Origin of the sequence: Sphingomonas sp. Leaf208 (genome assembly GCF_001421415.1) — a bacterium.
In the GTDB taxonomy this organism is placed as follows: Bacteria; Pseudomonadota; Alphaproteobacteria; order Sphingomonadales; family Sphingomonadaceae; genus Sphingomonas.
Genome location: NZ_LMKH01000023.1, coordinates 282,731 through 301,534, shown reverse-complemented (window position 1 = coordinate 301,534; position 18,804 = coordinate 282,731). Strand labels below are relative to the sequence as shown.

Annotated in this window: 14 protein-coding genes; 12 read left to right on the top strand and 2 right to left on the bottom strand. The window is 54.7% G+C overall.

Going from position 1 to position 18,804, the window contains the following annotated elements:
- The first annotated feature begins 158 nt into the window (after positions 1-158).
- The 9 genes from ASE69_RS22080 to brxL all read left to right on the top strand — a co-directional run bounded on the left by ASE69_RS22080 (position 159) and on the right by brxL (position 15,003).
- Positions 159-311, top strand: a complete 153-nt coding sequence (locus tag ASE69_RS22080; protein WP_156362302.1) for a hypothetical protein — start codon at positions 159-161, stop codon at positions 309-311.
- Between the two features lie 3 nt (positions 312-314).
- Positions 315-863: a hypothetical protein gene (locus ASE69_RS11345; RefSeq protein WP_056486448.1), complete on the top strand. Its 549-nt coding sequence runs from the start codon at positions 315-317 to the stop codon at positions 861-863.
- Entirely contained in the window at positions 841-1,407 is a 567-nt protein-coding gene (locus ASE69_RS11340) for a hypothetical protein (protein WP_056486445.1), read from the top strand. Before ASE69_RS11345 ends, ASE69_RS11340 begins: the two co-directional genes overlap by 23 nt.
- A gap of 421 nt (positions 1,408-1,828) precedes the next feature.
- A complete protein-coding gene (locus ASE69_RS11335) occupies positions 1,829-2,419 on the top strand; it encodes a DUF1819 family protein (RefSeq protein WP_056486441.1) in 591 nt (196 codons plus the stop codon).
- Positions 2,416-2,985, top strand: coding sequence for a DUF1788 domain-containing protein (locus ASE69_RS11330; RefSeq protein WP_200924161.1), 570 nt, complete (start codon positions 2,416-2,418; stop codon positions 2,983-2,985). The genes ASE69_RS11335 and ASE69_RS11330 overlap by 4 nt, the downstream gene beginning before the upstream one ends.
- 4 nt (positions 2,986-2,989) lie before the next feature.
- Positions 2,990-6,634 (top strand): BREX system P-loop protein BrxC, encoded by a 3,645-nt coding sequence (gene brxC / locus ASE69_RS11325; protein WP_056486438.1) that lies wholly within the window; start codon positions 2,990-2,992, stop codon positions 6,632-6,634.
- Between the two features lie 14 nt (positions 6,635-6,648).
- Positions 6,649-10,326, top strand: a complete 3,678-nt coding sequence (gene pglX / locus ASE69_RS11320; RefSeq protein ID WP_056486435.1) for a BREX-1 system adenine-specific DNA-methyltransferase PglX — start codon at positions 6,649-6,651, stop codon at positions 10,324-10,326.
- 11 nt (positions 10,327-10,337) lie between these two features.
- A complete protein-coding gene (pglZ, locus tag ASE69_RS11315) occupies positions 10,338-12,968 on the top strand; it encodes a BREX-1 system phosphatase PglZ type A (RefSeq protein WP_082453071.1) in 2,631 nt (876 codons plus the stop codon).
- On the top strand, positions 12,958-15,003 hold the full coding sequence (brxL, locus tag ASE69_RS11310) for a protease Lon-related BREX system protein BrxL (protein ID WP_056486430.1): 2,046 nt from the start codon (positions 12,958-12,960) through the stop codon (positions 15,001-15,003). The genes pglZ and brxL overlap by 11 nt, the downstream gene beginning before the upstream one ends.
- 589 nt (positions 15,004-15,592) lie before the next feature.
- Here brxL and ASE69_RS22075 read toward each other — a convergent pair.
- Both ASE69_RS22075 and ASE69_RS11300 read right to left on the bottom strand, forming a co-directional pair.
- A complete protein-coding gene (locus tag ASE69_RS22075) occupies positions 15,593-16,237 on the bottom strand; it encodes a hypothetical protein (protein WP_156362301.1) in 645 nt (214 codons plus the stop codon).
- Between the two features lie 67 nt (positions 16,238-16,304).
- Complete coding sequence (locus ASE69_RS11300) at positions 16,305-17,375, bottom strand: hypothetical protein (protein ID WP_156362300.1); 1,071 nt, start codon at positions 17,373-17,375, stop codon at positions 16,305-16,307.
- A 103-nt stretch (positions 17,376-17,478) separates the two neighbouring features.
- On the opposite strand from ASE69_RS11300, the gene ASE69_RS11295 reads away from it, so the two are divergent.
- The 3 genes from ASE69_RS11295 (at position 17,479) to ASE69_RS11285 (ending at position 18,719) form a co-directional block, all read left to right on the top strand.
- The gene (locus ASE69_RS11295) at positions 17,479-17,715 is read left to right on the top strand and encodes a hypothetical protein (protein WP_056486421.1); all 237 of its coding nucleotides are present in this window, start codon (positions 17,479-17,481) and stop codon (positions 17,713-17,715) included.
- A gap of 112 nt (positions 17,716-17,827) precedes the next feature.
- Positions 17,828-18,361, top strand: coding sequence for a hypothetical protein (locus tag ASE69_RS11290; RefSeq protein WP_056486418.1), 534 nt, complete (start codon positions 17,828-17,830; stop codon positions 18,359-18,361).
- A complete protein-coding gene (locus ASE69_RS11285) occupies positions 18,348-18,719 on the top strand; it encodes a hypothetical protein (protein ID WP_056486415.1) in 372 nt (123 codons plus the stop codon). Before ASE69_RS11290 ends, ASE69_RS11285 begins: the two co-directional genes overlap by 14 nt.
- Positions 18,720-18,804 lie beyond the last annotated feature (85 nt).

Here is an 18,804-nt window from a genome sequence, read left to right as displayed (position 1 = left end):
CCGGCTGATGCAGGCGGGCGCGAGGGGAAACGGCCATGGCGGCTAGGCTTGGGCATGCTGGTTTTTTGGTCCGACCGTTTCCCGAATTGCATCTCGCTGCCAATGCTCGATATTAGGCTCGGCAGGCGACTCCATGCCGCTCATGAAGGAGAGGCTCTGTGTTTGGCATTGAAAAGAAGAAGACAGCAAAGGGAAGCAGCGATAGCAAGGCCGACCGCTACATCGAGCAGAAGGACAATGAGGCGACGTGGAGCGCACTTGGCAGCGCCAAGGAAGAAAGCGACCGGCAGGCGAAGCGGTGCGGTAGTTGAAATATGTCGAACGATGCTGGTGGTCGAATAACGGAAGCGAGCTCCTCACTGATCCAAGTCGCAAAGGATGCGGTTGATAATCAGTCGAGTGCCAGAGATTGGGGTCGCGAAGCCATTAGGCTGATCACTGAGGACGGCCATTCAGTTGAGGGGGTGATCGCCCAGACGAAACAGGCGCTCGCATGGCACCACATGAGCGGCCTCATGGACACGAACGCGAAGCGGTCGAAGTTCAATAACTACTTCTCAACGATCCGCTATCTGGTCACCGGATGGGCATGCGGGGCAATTCCCATTAGCAAACGCGACGATGTGCTCTGCAATAAGGTCAGCTTCCTCTACATTTATGCGCACCAGAGGAAGCTGGAAAAGGAGGAAGCCACCAGCTTTGATAATGCTGTCGAGCGTCTGACCCGAGTAACGGCCTATGCGCAGGATGCCTCACCGACGACTGCCCTCCGGTTAAAGGGGGAAGTAGCGCTTCTACTGGAAGTGCTGGAGCGCAAGGCACCTCATCAATTGAGCCGAATTGCTCTATCAGCTGATCCTTGAACAGCCGAAACCGGCGTGGCAGATCTACGTGGGGCAAGGCGAGCCGAAAACGGCCCATTTTATCTTCTTGGACATGAGTTTTGGTAAGTGCGATCAGATTAAGATGTCAGACGATCAGCTCATTAGAGGCGTTTCTGCTCTCCGCTCGTTCCGCGAGGCAATCGCGTCCCGCGTCACTAGCTGGGAGCCAATGCTCCAACTGAGAGGGTCGGTGCGAAATGATCGAGCGTCGCTGGTAGCTCTCGATAGCTTGATTTACAAGATCGTGGAAAGTGGTCTTTCGTCCATTCAAGAGTTATTTGCCGGGAATGTGCCGCTATCTGACCTGTCGTTTGGTTTAGATGTTAATATTGTTGATGATGACGAGCCTTATTTTCGGGTTGGGCTAGAAGGCGTCGACGCTGAGTCTGCACGTGTTCGAGAAAATCAGGATGGTATCTGGATGATGAGCGACCGCTGGGGGGATAGTATTATTGTTGCCTTAAACCCGAATTTATCACTGAAAGCTGCAGAATTTGTACCTGACGAATGGGATGAGCCGTAAAAGCATCGCGCTTGCCATAAGAGCTTCGTCTAAGTTAGGTAGTGCGATGAGCTACAGAAAAGCTCAAAGCCCCGCAAAGGCCAAACTCCTGACGCCCTTTGAGCGGTGCATCTGTTGCCTTTTCCTCGGTCAGGCGGCCAAGCGAGCTGGCGGAATGGCTCGCCTTTGCGTTGACGGCGCCACTGAATATTCTGGACCAGCATCGTTTTTGGACGCATGCCGCATTCACAATTGCCTCAGCGCCTTAGCCAGCGCATGGCCAGCCCACGTTCCACGGGATAGTCACCCGCCTGCGGCGGGGGCATGCCAAGCGGCTCAAGGCACAATGACAACAATACCTAATGGCCCGAATCGTTCAGATTCGCTTTGATTCTTTCCTGTCGCCCGTTACCGCCCTCAGTGACAAACCGAAGGAGGACTTTTGGCGTACAAAGCCGACATAGCTGGTGGATCGCTAAAGGTTTACGAATCCCGAATTATTGCGAGTTTGCTCCTCAGGCGGCTTCCCGCAGCCGAATGGCGTCAGGCCATCGAAGTCGATAACGTTCTGCAAAAAACCTCTATCGGCACGGCCAAACGGCAAGCCAGCCTCATCAAGGCCCGACTGAAGCGCATGACTCCGGAGCTTTGGGAGTTCGTCCGTGATGGGACCAAGCCGGTGGCCACTCAGGCAGTTTTTGCCGCAGCGACGACCCACTCCCCCCTGCTGCGGGACTTTCTCGCTATCTACGTCAGAGATCGCTTCCAATCGGGCGAATTGGCTTTAACTCGTAGTCACTGGCGGTCGTTCGTTGCCTCCTGCCGCGAGCGCGACCCAGAGATGTCCGATTGGTCAGCATCCACCGAAGGTAAACTCGGCGATAGCGTCCTCAGAATTCTGACAGAAGTCGGGATGCTGTCGGAAGGTGCGAAGCCCAGCCTCCAACCCGTTTATTATGAGCCCGAGATCATCAGCTACCTTAGTGATCCGAAGTTTGAAGAAGTCCGTCAAGCCATGCAGGTGTTCCTTTGACAGGCCTGCAGACACGACTGGACAAAATCCGCGCGCGCATCACGTCCGACGATTTTTTGCACGGGCGCGGGCTTGGCAAGGACGTGCCGTTCTTTGCGTTCGACTACCCTGCTGCGGCCGAACGGCAGGTTTCCGATCATCTGGACTGGTTACTTGATGACATCGCCAGAAAGACCGACCTCCGCGTCGGCCACGTCAACGTGTTCGAACTGGCTATCGAGCAACTAAAAAGCCGGGGGCTCTACGACAAAGCTCTCTCGATGGAAAAGGCAAAGGGCGTACCGGCCCTGCTGAATGCTATCAAAGGCCCCTTGGAGCCCGGAAAACTGTCGGCGGCCTTGATGTCCCGGTTCGTTGACCAGAGGCCCACGATCGTATTTCTAACCGGTGTTGGTGCGGCGTATCCGCTGATTCGAACCCACAGCTTGCTCAACAATCTGCAACCTTTGCTGGGTAGCATCCCGCTCGTCTTATTCTTCCCCGGACGCTTCAACGGGCAGACCCTGCAACTGTTCGGCGAGCTACAAGAAACTCCCTATTACCGCGCCTTTAGGTTGGTGGACTAATCACATGAAAATTGAGAACATCTTCGCGAAAGATATAAACCGTCAGATAAACGGTGTGATCAAAGCCGACCAGAACGACAAGGCGTACAACGAGCTCGAAGAGTATGTGATTACCAAGGAGGTCGATAAACACCTGAGGCATTTCGTCGATGCTTTTCTACTAGGTATGGACCGTAAAAAAGATGCCGATATATCAGCCAAGATGGGTGTCTGGGTATCTGGATTTTTCGGGTCTGGTAAATCTCACTTCATCAAGATTCTGTCTTACCTGTTAGAAAACCAATCAGTCAACGAAGAAGGCAAAGAGGCTAGAACCCCGCTCGATTTTTTCCTTGAGAAGATTGCTGGGGACAGCGTTTTGCAAGGTGATCTAAGGCGTCTGGCAAATGCGCATACCGAAGTAATACTATTCAACATTGACAGTAAGGCCGAGCAAAACCACAGCCGAGACGCGATCCTTCAGGTTTTCCTCAAGGTATTTAACGAGCATGCCGGATATTGCGGCGATCATCCCGAAGTAGCGCATATGGAACGCTTCCTCGATGACAAGGGAAAATACCAAGCCTTTATCGACACTCTAGCTTCCGACAACAACCTCGACTGGAAGACTGAGCGGGATTCCTACCAGTTCTACGCCACGGAGGTTGGCGACGCACTCAGCAAGGTCTTGAACCAGCAAATTCATGATCCGCAGGGGTTCATCGACAACCTCGAGAAAGGGTTGGCGCTCACTATTGAAAACTTTGCCAAATGGGTGACACAGTACCTCGACAAGAAGGGCAGCGATCGGCGCCTCGTGTTCCTTGCCGATGAGGTCGGCCAGTTCATCGGCGGCCAGACCCAGCTTATGCTGAACCTTCAGACCATTACTGAGGAACTTGGCACAAAATGCCATGGCCGTGCGTGGGTGGTGGTGACGTCGCAGGAGGACATCGAAGCCGTTGTTGGTACCGGCGGCTTTGGGAAGGACAACAGCAAGGATTTCTCTAAAATTCAGGGGCGCTTTACCACTCGGCTGTCCCTTTCGGGGTCGAACGCTGATGAAGTGATCCAGCGCCGCCTGCTGTCAAAGACGGATGAAGCCTCTGAGGCTCTGAAGGTCATGTTTCAAGATAAGGGCGATATTCTTCGTAATCAGATCACGTTCCGAGATGCGGCTATCACCCTTCGTCCGTTCACCGACACCGATAGCTTTGTCGATTGCTATCCCTTCCCACCTTATCAATTCCTGCTGATCCAGAAGATATTCGAAGCCAGTCGTCAGTTTGGGGCAACAGGTGGCCACCTTTCTAAGGGGGAGCGGTCCATGCTCGATGCGTTCCAAACGGCAGCACTGGCGATCAAGGACAAGCCATTGGGCGCATTGGCCCCGCTGGATTCCTTCTATCCGTCTATCGAGAGCTTCCTTGAGGGGGTCGTTCGCACCGCCATCAGTCGTGTCGATAATATCCCGGATCGTTCAGCTTTCGATCCCCGAGTGCTGAAGACTCTTTTCCTTATCCGATACGTCGAGGAAGTTCCCGGCAATATTGACAATCTCGTCACCTTTTTCGTGGAGGAGGTGGATGCCGACAAGCGTGCTTTGCGGAGCGCTATCGAGGAAAGCTTGCTGCGTCTTGAACGTGATACACTGATCAGCCGTAACGGGGACCTGTACTTCTTCCTGACCAACGAAGAGCGGGACATCAACAAAGCAATCAAGGATCAGGATTACAGCCAGACGGACCTGCACCGGCTGCTCGGCGAGGTCACTTTCGAGGACGTACTGAAAGACCTACGGCGGTATCGTTTTGCCGGGAACGGAAAGGATTTCGACCTTTCCCGCCTGATCGACTTGGCCCCCGTCGGTAACCGCAATGAAGGAAGCTTGACGGTTTCTGTATTGACTCCACTTGCGCCGGATTTCCCATCCTTCACCGATCCGCGATGCCTTGAAATGAGTATGGAAGGCGGAGTTGGGGAACTTGTCATCAAGCTGCGGGATGACAAGAAACTGGCAGATGAGATCAAGAGCTATATCCAGACTCAAAACTACCTGAGGCTTCGGACGGACGGATCACTTCCGCCTACCACCAAACGCATCCACGAAGACAAACGGCAGGAGAACACCCAGCGCCGTAATCGCATCAATGCCACGCTGACCCAGATGTTGGAGGAGGCAAAATTCTTCGCTCTGGGCAACGAGAAGAGCTTCGCTGGTGGGCCAAAGGCGGCTGTCGAAACGGGGCTGCGGTATCTGGTCGAAAACAGCTACAATAAGCTGTCGTACATCCAGCATTCGCCTGCCGACCACATGGCGGAGATCCGCCGCCTGTTGGCCGATCCCACAGGTGAGGAACTCGATTTGCTCGGCGGTAGCCAGAACTCCAAGGCACTGAAGGATGTCCTTGATTACGTCGATCTGCTCTCCGTTCGCAGCCAATCGGTTAACTTAGGGGCACTGATCACAGAGCGCTTCGCTCGCCATCCCTATGGCTGGAAGGAACATGATACCCTGCTGCTGGTTTGCCGCCTGTTTAAGGCAGGAAAGATTGAACTCCATGCCAATGGCGGGAAGCTCCAAGTAAACGAGATTCTTGGCCAGATTGACGGTCCTAACAAGTGGAATAGGGTCAGCCTTTCCCGCCGCAAAACGGTAGATAGAGCGGACATTCAGGCCGTTCGGAGACTTGCACGCGACCTGTTCGGAATGGCTGCCCCTGAGGGCGAGGACGATCTCCATGCTTGGCTACGCACCCGCTTCGATGGGCAGTCACGCTATCTGAGCCAGTGGTCGGCGCTGGCCACCACTGGGAACTACCCCGGTACCGACGATATTGCCGACATACAGAAGATTCTAAATAAGCTGCTGGGCAATCAGGACAGCTATGCCTTTCTTGAACATGTCAAAGCGCATGGTGATGATCTGGTGGACGGGGGTGACCGTTATCAGCGGCTTGAGACATTCTATACCCAACAGCGGCCCCAGTGGGACTCTTTACGATCGGCATACCAGAATGAGTTTGAGCCCAACGCACTTTTCATTGGTCGGAATGCAGGGGCAGCTGCGGCGCTGACAACTGTTCGGGCCATTCTCAATGATCCCAAGCCCTATGGCAGGATCAAGGAGAGTGCTTCACTTATCGCAACGTTGCGCACCGTCAACGAAGCGGTGATCGCCGAGCGCCGTGCGGAAGCCTTGGCCAAGGTCGATCCGCAAATTGAGACGATTAGGCAGGATCTGTCGGAGATCGGCGTGGATGCCGATTTCTCGAACCAATGCCTGAAGCCCGCCCAAGACATCCGCAAACGGATTGAAACGGAAACCCGCTCCGGGCAACTGACGAACCTCGTGGCCGAAGCGGACGATGCTGCTGAGATCGCCCACTCGCGGATCGAGAAGGCGGTCGAGGCTGCGAAGAAGGCCGCTGAACAGTCAGTGCCGGAGCCGCAAGGGTCGACGGTCAAGGAACCGACAGCGAAGCCAATCACTCCGGCTCCCACGATGAAGGCACCGCAGAACTTTAAACCCCGACGTCAGATCACGGCAAAGATGGCCGCGTCAAAGCCCTATCTGGAAACGTCGCAGGACGTAGAGGACTACTTGTCGGCCCTTCGCAAACAGCTCGAAGAGGCCATCGCCAGCAACGTTCGTATCGAAATTCTCTGAAAGTTCATCTTCCAATGGCTTCTAACCGCAACGTTCTCAAAAGATATGCCCCGCAAGCTCGTCTGGACTTCATTCAGGCCGTTACCAATCGTGCCGCTCATTTTGGCATCACCAAGGAAGGCGCCGACGCTGGTGAGGTTCAGGGCGACCTGTTCATCCTTAAAGGCACAGCGTTTCCACGGTCGGTCGCCGACCAGCGTGGACGGCTGATCTCACGCGTCGCGAGTGATGGCTTTGCGCAGGTGATGGAAGCGGTGGCTTATACATGGTTCAACCGCTTCCTCGCCATCCGATACATGGAGTTACATGACTACCTCGATCATGGCTGCCGGGTTCTCTCCAATTCCAATGGGCATCCCGAACCCGAAATTCTTGAAAAAGCGATTAGCGTCGATCTTCCGGGTCTCAACCGCGATGAAATTGTCAATCTCAAGCTGGACGGAACGAAAGACGAGCAGATATATCGCAAGCTGCTGATCGCCCAGTGCAACGCTCTGCACCGGGCCATGCCGTTCCTGTTCGAGAAGATCGACGACGAGACGGAGCTATTGCTGCCAGAAAACCTGCTGCAATCTGAAAGTATCGTGCGCAAGCTGGTGAACGAGGTCGCCGAGGCCGAGTGGCAGCAAATCGAGATTATTGGCTGGCTTTACCAGTTCTACATCTCGGAGAAGAAGGATCAGGTGATCGGCAAGGTGGTAAAGTCGGAAGACATCCCCGCCGCAACCCAACTTTTCACTCCCAACTGGATCGTCAAGTACATGGTCCAAAACAGCCTTGGAGCGCAGTGGCTGGCGACCTATCCCGGCAGTGGCATTCGTTCGGGAATGGAGTACTATGTAGCTCCGGCGGAGCAGACGCCAGAGGTGCAAGCCCAGATCGATGACATCACGCCCAAGCAGCTTGATCCCGAAACCATTACCCTCATCGATCCGGCTGTCGGATCAGGGCACATTCTGGTGGAGGCCTATGACTTGTTCCGGGCGATCTATTTGGAACGGGGCTACACCAAGCGGGAAGCTGCACGCGCGATACTGACCAAGAACCTGTTCGGTCTCGATATCGATGATCGTGCGGCGCAGATGGCGGGTTTTGCCCTGCTGATGAAAGCATGCGCCGATGATCGCACGGTGCTGCGCAATCCGCCCAAGCTTAATGTGCTAGCATTGCAAGACAGCAACAGGCTGGATGCCGACGCATTGGCGAAGGCGCTTCTGCCGCAGAAGCGGTATCAGATCATACCGAGCAGCGATCTGCTGCCCGAGACCCTTTCTCAACCCACATTGTCGGCACAGCAACCCACTTCGAATGAGGCTAAGTCGATCAAGGCGCTGGTGACGCTGTTTCATGGAGCCAAGACCTTTGGCTCACTGATCACAGTGCCGCATTCGGTGATGCATAGCTTGCCATTGCTCGATGAGTTGCTTGCAAAGCCGTTGACTGGTGATCTGTTGCTGCGAAAGGCGCAGGAAGATGCGCAGGAGGCGTTGAAGCCGCTGGTTGAACAAACGCGATTGCTCGGTGACCATTATGATTGTGTGGTAGCTAACCCGCCCTACATAGGCGGAAAAGGCATGAATGCCGACCTAAAGACTTTCACGGGGAAGCGTTATGCAGACAGCAAGGCCGATCTATTCGCAGTGTTCATCGAACGGAATTTAGAGTTAGCGGCTGATCACGGCTTAGTGGCCATGATCACAATGCAAAGCTGGATGTTTCTATCCTCCTACGAGAATCTACGCCTCAAGCTGTTGGAAAACAGAACGCTATCGAGTATGGCTCATCTGGGCTCACGTGGATTTGATAGCATTGGTGGGGATGTAGTTTCCACCACTACATTTGTTCTCAAGAATACTCCTATGACCGACTTCACGGGCAGCTATCTTCGCCTTATCAAGGGTAAATCGGAGGCGGCTAAACAGTCGGACTTTAAGGAGGCCATCACTACCGAGAAATCTCCTTGGTTATTCTGTGTTCCAGCATCTGTTTTTGAGAAGATCCCGGGTAGTCTGATCGCGTACTGGCTCACCGCCAATGCCGTACAGGCTTTTACAAGGTATCCGCCGCTCAATACCATCGGAAGAGCTGCCCAAGGGCTGGCAACATCGGATAACAACCGATTTGTCCGCCAATGGCACGAGCTTCAGAAATCATCCATTAATTTTACCGCACAAGATAGGGCGTCTGCGAAAGACTCAGGAGTAAAATGGTTTCCTTACAACAAAGGAGGAGAATTTCGCCTTTGGTATGGGGGGCAAGATTGCGTTGTGAATTGGTATAATGATGGATACGAAATAAAAAATGCGTTCGACTCCGAAGGTAAGCTAAGGTCGAGGCCACAAAACCTCGATCTGTTTTTTCGACCTTCTATTTCTTGGTCCAAGATCTCTTCAGGGGTTCCGGCATTTCGATATTTCGGAAATGGGTTCGCCTTTGATGTAGCAGGAACTTCAGCTTTTTTTGCTAATGATTTTGAGCGATTTTCGGCACTTGGCTTTCTAAACAGCGCGGTGTCACGATTTTTCCTTAAAGTACTTGCGCCCACGTTGAACTTTGAGGTCGGACATATTGCATCTCTGCCGATGAGCTTCTCTGGTGAGTCTTCAACAATCGAAAGACTGGTTTCGATATCCAAGAAGGATTGGGACTCACAAGAAACATCTTGGGACTTTGATGGCATTCACTTACTGCGCGTCGAGCCTCGGTATCGTACTCTCAACGAGAGTTTTGTAAGCCTTCGTTCAAAATGGAATGAAGACGTCGTTGAGACGATGCGGCTTGAAACGGCAAACAATCTGGCCTTCATTGCTCACTATGGTTTGAATGACGAAGTTGACTCGCATGTCTCAGCTTCGGAAGTTACCCTTAAATGCAATCCAGATTACCGCTATGCGGGCGAATCGACGAATTTAATTCGGGAGGCTCGTCTATACTCTGACACGATGCGGGAACTCGTGTCGTACGCTGTCGGTTGCATAATGGGCCGTTACTCTCTGGCGGAACCGGGTCTAATCTATGCTCAGTGCGGGGGCGGGGGCTTCGATCCCGCGCGCTATGGTCCGTTTCCGGCTGACGACGATGGCATCGTTCCATTGACCGAAGAGCAGTGGTTCGCTGACGATGCCGCCGCCCGGATCGAGGAATTTCTGGGTATCGCATGGCCAGAAGAGCCGGTCATGCAGACGATGTCCACGCTGATGGACGGTCTCGCCATGGGCAAGGCTGGCGAGCCTCGCACTGCCCTGCGGTCCTACTTGTCGAAGCAGTTCTACAAGGACCACCTACAAACCTACAAGAACCGCCCGATCTACTGGCTGTTCTCGTCGGGCAAGCACAAAGCGTTTGAGGTACTAGTCTATCTCCACCGCTACAACGAAGGCACATTGGCGCGGATGCGTACGGTTTATGTCACGCCGCTAATGGGCAAGTTGCAGCAGCGGATCAGCGATCTGGATGCCGAAATTGCCGCATCGTCGTCGTCAGCGGAAAAGACCCGCAAGACCCGCGAGAAGGACAAGCTGGCAAAGCAGGTGATCGAACTGCGTGAATTCGACGAGGAACTGCGCCACTTGGCCGACCAGCGCATCGCCCTCGATCTAAATGATGGGGTCAAGGTGAACTATGCCCGGTTCGGCAACCTACTGGCTGCCAAGGACAAGGTCTGCCCGAAGAAAAAGGGTGAGGACGAGTAAGCGTGGATCTAATGCATATTCACGCGCATCTGCAGCGACTGTTCACCAACGGGGGCCATAACCACGCGGGGAACCGCGTGGTCTGGTGGCAAGACAGCGAAGGCGAGTTTGCGGAGGAACTGGACAAGCTCGGCATAGAGACCTGCCATGAGGACGGGGTGACGATCGTTCGGCTCGGGGAAGAGCCAACGCTGGGCTTGAAGGTGCGTTTGACGCTGCAAGAACCGAATGGCCGGTTCCTGATCTACGAGCACGGCTCGCCGCCCGATCCTGCGTATGACATGCTGCTCGATATCCGTAAGTGGGCAGCTGCGTTCGCAGCCGATAAATCGACGCTGATCTTGCGTGAACTGGGTCTGGTCGACGACCTGTCGCTGAAGTCTCATATTATTGGGCGTGCCCGGTTCTTCGGTAGCCGGGAGCGGTTGGAGAAGCTTAGCCGCCTGATCGCTCCCAAGGATGGTCCCGATGAGATCGACCTCAAGATCATGGCCGTGCTGGCGCGCGCGCCTCAGCCGCAGTTCACTCACATCCTGCGCACCATGCTCGCCGAACTCGATCCGCATGACCTGACAGCGGATCACAAGACCCTTGCCGAGTTTGAACGTTACGGCGTCGACGGATCGTTCTGGGAATTCGTTGGACAAGAATTCCGCTACGCCGATGCTGCGCCGACGTTGCGCAACCTGCTGCTTCGGTTGTTTGCGACGGACTTTGCGCGCCATGTGACAGGTGCGGTGCCGATCTCCTTGTCGCATCTGCTACTGGCCAACGGCGGCGGGGCCAATGTCGTGGTGTTTATGGATGGCTGGCGCGATTCCAGCAGCCATCAGCGGTCATACGATGCGCTTTCTTCGGCCATTGCCGAAGACCTCCAGATCAAGGCGCGGCTTGCCAGCTTTGCCCTCGCCGATCTGGAAACGGTGCATAGCTTCCTTGAGGTGGAGAAGCGGCTTGCCTCGCTGCTGGTGCGCGAAGTACTCGATGCCTCTGAAACCGTGAATGCTGCCCGGATTGCTGACCTGTGCCGCAGCCGCCAGACCGCTTACTGGGCAAACGCGGAAAAGCCGTCGACGGAAGACGCGCCTCGTGCCGCCTTTCACAAGGTCTATGACGCCATCAGTTTTGGCGCTGCCTTCCTTGCTCTGAAGGGAGAGTTCGGCGCGCATTTCAAGAGCAATTCCGCCGCTGAGACATGGAAGCTTTACACGGATCAACTCTACGGGTTCGATCAGCTTTATCGCCTGTTCGGTGAAGCGGCGGATGTGGCGGAGGCACAGAACTGGGATATTTTGAAGGACCTGCGCGGCCACATCGAAGACGTTTATGGCAACTGGTATTTGGCGGAACTGGGCGACTTGTGGACCCGGCAGGTGGAGTCCGATCTCCTGCCGGAATGGAGGCTGCCCGACGTTCGCAACCAGTACGATTTCTATCGGCGTGAAGTGCAGCCTATCCTCGATACCGATCCGGGCAGACGCGTGGTCGTGATCATCTCCGACGCCTTCCGGTTCGAAGCGGCGCAGGAGCTATTCAAGGCGCTGGAAGGGAAGGACCGCTTTCAGGCCAAGCTGGATTCGATGCTCGGGGTCTTGCCATCCTACACGGCCCTCGGCATGTCCGCGCTGCTGCCGCATGACCAACTGAGCTTTGCCGGAGACGGTTCGGTGCAAGTCGATGGCAAGCCCGCAAGCGGGTTGGAAGCCCGAAAGAAGCTGCTCGATCCCGTGAATGGGATTGCGATCAAGTCAGCGGACCTGATGGAAATGAAGAAGGAGGACGGGGTTGCCTTCTTTAAGCCGTACCGCGTGATCTACGTCTATCACGATCAGATCGATCAGACGGCGGACAAGGGCAATGAAGAAAAGACCTTCATCGCCGTCCGGACAACTATCGACGAAATCGCTGCGCTGATCCGGAGGGCCTTCACCTTTAACTGCAATCGGGCGCTGGTGACGGCAGACCACGGCTTCCTGTTCCAGAGCGCCGCCCCAAGCGCCGCCCACAAGAACGCTATCGTCACGAAGCCTGACGGCACGGTGATTGCCAAGAAGCGGTATCTGGTTGGCACGAACCTTGGCCAAAATGCTGGAGCCATCAGCGGCAGCATTTCGAGTACGGCCAAGGCTCAGACCGACATGCAGTTCTGGGTGCCCAAGGGCATCAATCGCTTCCACTTTGTCGGTGGCAGCAGGTTTGTGCACGGTGGCGCAATGCTGCAGGAAGTCTGTGTGCCTCTGTTGCGGGTCAATTACGCACGAGGCGAAGGCAAAGGCCGGGATCGTACTCGTGTCACTAGGGTAGGACTGGCACCGTTGTTCCACACCACCCGAGTCACGACATCGCGCCACCGCTTCACCATCACCCAAACGGAAGCGATATCCGCTCGGGTGCAACCCGTGACGGCAAGGATCGCGCTCTATGATGGCGATCAGCAAATATCGAACGCGGAGGTCGTCGCTTTCGACTCAACGGCAGCGGACATGAACCTCTGGAAGAAGGATGTCTGGCTCTCACTGGCCAACCACAGCTTTGATCCCCGCAAAACCTATCACCTGATCGTCCGGAGCACAGAGGATCAGTTGGACATATTTCCACCCCATTCCGTCACCATCAGTCTGGCTTTCGACAATGACTTCTGAACCGCAAAACAAGAACGATGTGGATGACCTGCTGGTTCAGAATTTCGCTGGCAAGGTCGTTCGCAAGGACCTGACCAAGCTCGTTAAGGAAGGGGCCAACGTCCCCACATATGTCCTTGAGTACCTGCTGGGCAGCTACTGCGCTTCGGATGACGACGACACGATCCGTGAAGGTCTCGAAACCGTTAAAGGCGTATTGGCGGATAACTACGTGCGCCCGGATGAGGCGGAGAAGATCAAGTCGAAAATTCGCGAGCGGGGCAGCTATAAGATCATCGACAAGGTAAGCGTCCGCCTTAATGAAAAGCGGGACGTCTATGAGGCGCTGCTGGCTAATCTCGGTGTCAAAGATGCCGAGGTTGATACTCGGTTCGTCAAGGCCAACGAGAAGCTTCTGGCGGGTGGCATCTGGTGCATTGTTACCGTCCACTACTTTTTCGAGGAAGGCTCTAAGCGGTCGCCGTTCTCTGTTGCCGATCTTAAGCCGATCCAGATGCCGAACATGGACATGGACGAATTGTTCGAGGCGCGGAGGAACTTCACGACGAAGCAGTGGATCGATGCTCTGACACGTTCTACGGGGATGGAGCCGACCGTACTCGATGAGCGCACGCTATGGCATCTGCTCGCGCGACTGATCCCGTTCGTCGAGAACAACTACAATGTCTGCGAGCTTGGTCCTCGCGGCACAGGAAAATCCTACGTCTACGAGGAAGTCAGTCCCAACAGCATCTTGGTGTCTGGTGGCCAGACAACTGTTGCAAACCTATTTTACAACATGTCCCGGCGACAGGTCGGATTGGTGGGCATGTGGGATGTGGTTGCCTTTGATGAGGTAGCCGGGATCAATTTCAAGGAGCCCGACGGCGTCCAGATCATGAAAGGCTACATGGCTAATGGGTCGTTCGCGCGCGGACGTGATTCCATCTCGGCTTCGGCAAGCATGGTGTTCGTGGGCAACATCAACCAGTCGGTGGATACCTTGGTTAAAACCAGCCATCTTCTGGCACCGTTTCCAAAGGTCATGATCGATAGCGCCTTTTTCGACCGTTTCCACGCCTACATCCCGGGCTGGGAAGTGCCGAAGATGCGCCCGGAATTCTTTACCAACCGGTACGGCCTGATAACCGATTACCTCGCGGAATTCATGCGAGAGATGCGCAAGAGAAGTTTTGCCGATGCGATTGATCGGTATTTCAAACTCGGCAATAACCTCAACCAGCGTGACACGATTGCCGTTCGCAAGACGGTCTCAGGGCTCTTGAAGCTGCTTCATCCAAACGGTGAGTTCGACAAGGAAGACGTGCGGCTGTGCCTCGAATATGCGCTGGAAACCCGTCGCCGTGTCAAGGAGCAATTGAAGAAGATCGGCGGCATGGAGTTCTATGACGTTCACTTCTCCTACATCGATCAGGAAAGCCGGGATGAGAGGTTCATTGCCGTTCCCGAACAGGGCGGCGGTAAGCTGATTTCGGATGGACCGATGAATCCGGGTGTCCTCCACACGATTGGAACCGGGACCGGCGGGCATCTGGGTCTGTACCGCATGGAGACCCAGATCACTGCGGGGACTGGCAAATTTGCGGTATCGGGGATCGGCTCCAGTACGGCAGCACGGGAGGCGCTGAAGGTCGGCTTTGATTATTTCAAAGCAAACCTGACCCGGATCAGCGGTTCGTCAAAGGCGGGTGAGCATGACTATCATGTTCATATCGTTGAACTTCAAAACAGCGGTGCGACCACGACGATAACCCTCGCTGGCTTTATTGCGGCTTGTTCGGGGATCCTTCAGAAGTCATTGCAGGGGCAGCTTGTCGTGTTGGGTGATATGAGCCTCGGCGGCAACGTCAAACCGGTTGAGAATCTCGCGGGATGTATGCAACTTGCCTTTGACTCCGGTGCAAAACGTGTGCTGCTGCCGATGTCGAGCGTCATCGACATCCCCACGATTCCCGGTGAACTTTTCGCCAAGTTCCAGACCTCGTTCTATTCCGACCCCGTAGACGCCGTCTTTAAGGCGCTTGGAGTGGACTGAGGGCCAAGTCCGGGCTCGCGGCAACCTGTTCTACTATCGGGAGAATACAATGCGTTGCTTTCGGCGCTACTTGCTGGAACAGTCCGCCGTAAGCCCTCGACCATCTGCCGTTGCGGCTCTGAACGCTTCAAGAGCCTTGAGGTGAGGAAGGCGATGGCGGATGATCGTGGTCGGAAGGTGATGCACTATCTTAACAAAGCTCGCGCATCGGGAGCCAAGATCTTGGCGGCGATGGTCGTCCATCTGAACGATGCGCGTATTTAGACATTGCGCGGCAAGATATGGCATCCGGCATCGGTGCAGAAGCTGTAGGTGCGGATGGAAGGGTTGGGCGAACGGGCGATTCCATCGCCACACAGCCTCGTTCAGCACGATCCCACGGATTTCGGATCCACGGTGACCCGTGGATCGGGCAAGCGCTGAGAGGGGCTGGGATCAGGGTCGGTTTCTCGACCCCGCCCTTCGTGGGGACTTCGGAGAGCCGGTGTCGAGGTATCCCTGACCACTCCCATTCTCTCTTTAGATCAAAACACCTAAACCATCTTGAAATTGTGAGAACTCGCCGCCCTTAGTCCCGGCCCGTTCAATGTCAGGACTTGCCTATTGCCCAATCGACGACATCCGTTCGCGTTGTGCTATGCCAATATGACATATGCGGAACGTTGGCGAACTGCATGTCTTGTCCGAATATCTTAATACGACCGCGATGGGCGTCCCATGAACCGTGTCGGGCCTTCTTGGACTCGTAAACTAGACTGTTAGCGGCTTTCTTTATCCAGTCGATGCTACCGAATGTGAAAAGTAGTTTTGGCTGGATCGTCTGAAGGAGCATTGTGTGAACCGGTGCGCACAATGAGATAGCAGCTTGGAAACCCTTATGTGCGCCTACGTCGCGGGAGCGAGTGAAAACCAGATTACTAGCGGGAACATTCCGGACCGGGATCCCTAACTGTTTGCATACTGCTACTACGCGAAGTTGTAGTGGAGCCCTGCCGCATCCATAAGTTCCCTTCCGGTTTTCCCAAGCCTCGTCGAGGTACGCATTTTTACCTTTGCGGGCGCTCGCGAGATTGTCTCGAAGGGTCCATTCACCTTCTCCGCCGGGATTCAAACCCAGCAGGTAGACGGCGCCGGACTGCACGGTTTCCGCGCTCGAATATAGGACTGCTCCGGGCGCATCGAGCATATCTGCATCTTCGAGATAACGCTCAACCTTGTCTATCGCATTGGTCATTACGGCCTCGCCTATTGATCTAATCACGCTGTTGAATGGAGGGGGAGCTTCCCATCTAACCCTGATGTTAGCGTGCCCATCTTCCAAAGCCACTGCGTGGTGTTCCGATGATTTCGGTCGGACCAACCTCCCAGTCTTCAGTCACGGGCATTTCAATGTCATTTACCTGCTCAGGTGAGCGATTCTTATAGGCTTTTCGCTTTTTATATCGAATAAGAAAGCTGCTAGGCTCTGCGCGTTCTTCATAGCTCGCGGGAAGTCCTCGCTCCAACGCTCGATTTTGATACCGGTAAATGGCGTCTGTGAGCGGCGAGCCTTTGTATCTCCAGTAATTCGGCAAATCCAATAGCGGCTTTTTAAGCTTCTCGATGAGTTCGACCATCTTGGCATAGCGCTCGCTATCAGCGTCTTCCCGATCTACGATCTCGTCGAAATACGCTTCATCCTGCAAAAAATGTTCCGAGAAGTCTTCATCGCCTCGATTTCTACCGACCGCCCTAAGCGTGTTGGCAAGATCGCTCACATCGACGACCTCGTCATCATCCGAGTCACCAAGCTCCTCAATTAGCTGTTCGCGATGAGTATGAATTCTCCTTGAACGCGAAGCTACTTTTTGAATGCGTTCTTCTTCACGCAACAGCGCGTCTGCTTGAGCGGATATGTTATTTGACTCGATCTCTTGAAAATGCTTCCCCATGACCAAAAATGTGTCGTAGAATGCGTTTGCAAGCTCGATATCCGGCCAGTCGGTAAGAGGAAGATCGATCAGCTTTTGCGCCCTCTTTATGATCAGTTTATCATATTCGCGCAGTGCCACTCGGTAAGCGGCGGGAATCTCTGAGGCTCGGTTCTTAAACCTCTTGTTATCTATTCGGTCCGCCAGCTTCATCGCCGTTGACGTAGATGTTGTCAGAAAATCTGAGATGTAAGTAGCGAAGCATGCGTCATCGACAATCCGCTCATTTTGCCGCTGTCGCTCCGCTGCGGTTGTTGTCCAGATAGCTAACAGGATGGCGGCAACCGAACCTACGGCTTGCACCCATGCAGGCAAATCCAAACTGGAAGACTCGATCTGGATCGGCTTCAGGCCGGTCTGGACCCAATATGGCGTAAAAAGCAGTGTAGGATCAGACGGCACAAGTTTCCCCCAGATTCAGTTCGCACCAGTAAAAGGTCTACGATGCCTTGGGACCGTTAAAGAACGGTAATCAGGACGATTTAGGGGCTCGTGTTAGCCTGCCATGGCTCTCAAGATTAGCAATCCTAAATACGGCAACATCTATGTTGTCGCAGATACCTTGGCAGAACTCCGCACCGTATCGACCAAACAGATTAATGATGGGTATTCCGCCATCGTGGCGGGCGATCTCGATCCCGGTGACGGGATCGGTGGAATGTTGGTCTGGAATTCCACCTTTACCGCTCTCGACGATAGCCGCACGGTCATTGCATCGCAGGACGGTCAGCCGAGCCGCTAAATCAAGATCGCGGTAGGTGAGATCGGTGCAACATCTTGCCTGCGGTCTCGCCAAATTCTCTGCTAAAATCCAGTCAACAGCTATATAGGCTCCGATCAACGATGGAGGCCAAATGGATTTCCTCACCAACTTCAGCCGCATCGGCTGGGATGTGGACGACACGCTGATCGGGAGCCGCCACGCGGACGAGATCGCCGATTACATTCGCACGAACCCCCGTGGTCAGCAGCACTTCATCATTACCTTCCGCAGCCACGGCATGCAGCATCGGGTATTCACCGACCTCGCGGCTTACGGTATCGATGCCAGCCACTTCGTGTCGCTGACGAACTGTCCTGATGCTGTTTATGAGGCGCAAGGCGAACCCTATCGTGAATGGAAGGGCAGCATCTGCGCCACGCTTGGTATTGAAGTGCTGGTGGACGACGACACCGAGAATGTATGTCCGGGCTGCGACAAGTACGGCGTAGCGCATGTTCATCCCGACGACTTGTTCATCGCTCCCGAGTTTGTCGCACGGCCGCGTGATGCTGCTGACGCTCCCGGCAGTTCCTTCCTTAAAGCTGGTGTGCGGAAATGCCTCGACACTGATCATAGTGCAGCCTCAGTCGGTTTCGCTCGGGAGTCACGCAATGACTGGTTTTAGCCAATGGTCTCGCCAAGCTGGCACCAAGCCCGTCCAATGGCTGAAGCGCAAACCTGTCACGCGCATTAGCGTGAAGCTTATCCCCGCGTTCTTCGGAGAGCACGCGGTCAACATTCAACCGGGTGAGCCGCATGCAACCATCGCGCTCAACCGTGCTGACATCTGGTTTCCCGATCCGTTCATCGGAAATAACCCCACAGATGCGTGTCGCGACTATATCACCGAGGCTGTTCGCCAATCCGTTCACCGCGACCGCCACGAGCGCTGGATCAGTTGGCCGGACGGAAGCCTGACCTCCTTTACCCAAGTGGACCTATCCCCGGTCTTGCAACCGGCGCAAGAAAGGGCGGACCGGTGACGTTCAATCCGAGGGAGGGCAGGGGCCTCGCTGGTAGGGTTTAGTTAAGCAGCATGGCGTTGCAAAGGCAGTCGAAAAGCCTGAT

What these genes read in the sequence shown, in the direction of transcription:
- ASE69_RS11345 (WP_056486448.1), top strand. Translation starts at nt 315, where the DNA reads ATGTCGAACGATGCTGGTGGTCGAATAACGGAAGCGAGCTCCTCACTG.
- ASE69_RS11295 (WP_056486421.1), top strand. Translation starts at nt 17,479, where the DNA reads ATGGCTCTCAAGATTAGCAATCCTAAATACGGCAACATCTATGTTGTC.
- brxC (WP_056486438.1), top strand. Translation starts at nt 2,990, where the DNA reads ATGAAAATTGAGAACATCTTCGCGAAAGATATAAACCGTCAGATAAAC.
- pglX (WP_056486435.1), top strand. Translation starts at nt 6,649, where the DNA reads ATGGCTTCTAACCGCAACGTTCTCAAAAGATATGCCCCGCAAGCTCGT.
- pglZ (WP_082453071.1), top strand. Translation starts at nt 10,338, where the DNA reads ATGCATATTCACGCGCATCTGCAGCGACTGTTCACCAACGGGGGCCAT.
- ASE69_RS11290 (WP_056486418.1), top strand. Translation starts at nt 17,828, where the DNA reads ATGGATTTCCTCACCAACTTCAGCCGCATCGGCTGGGATGTGGACGAC.
- ASE69_RS11285 (WP_056486415.1), top strand. Translation starts at nt 18,348, where the DNA reads ATGACTGGTTTTAGCCAATGGTCTCGCCAAGCTGGCACCAAGCCCGTC.
- ASE69_RS22075 (WP_156362301.1), bottom strand. Translation starts at nt 16,237, where the DNA reads ATGACCAATGCGATAGACAAGGTTGAGCGTTATCTCGAAGATGCAGAT.
- brxL (WP_056486430.1), top strand. Translation starts at nt 12,958, where the DNA reads ATGACTTCTGAACCGCAAAACAAGAACGATGTGGATGACCTGCTGGTT.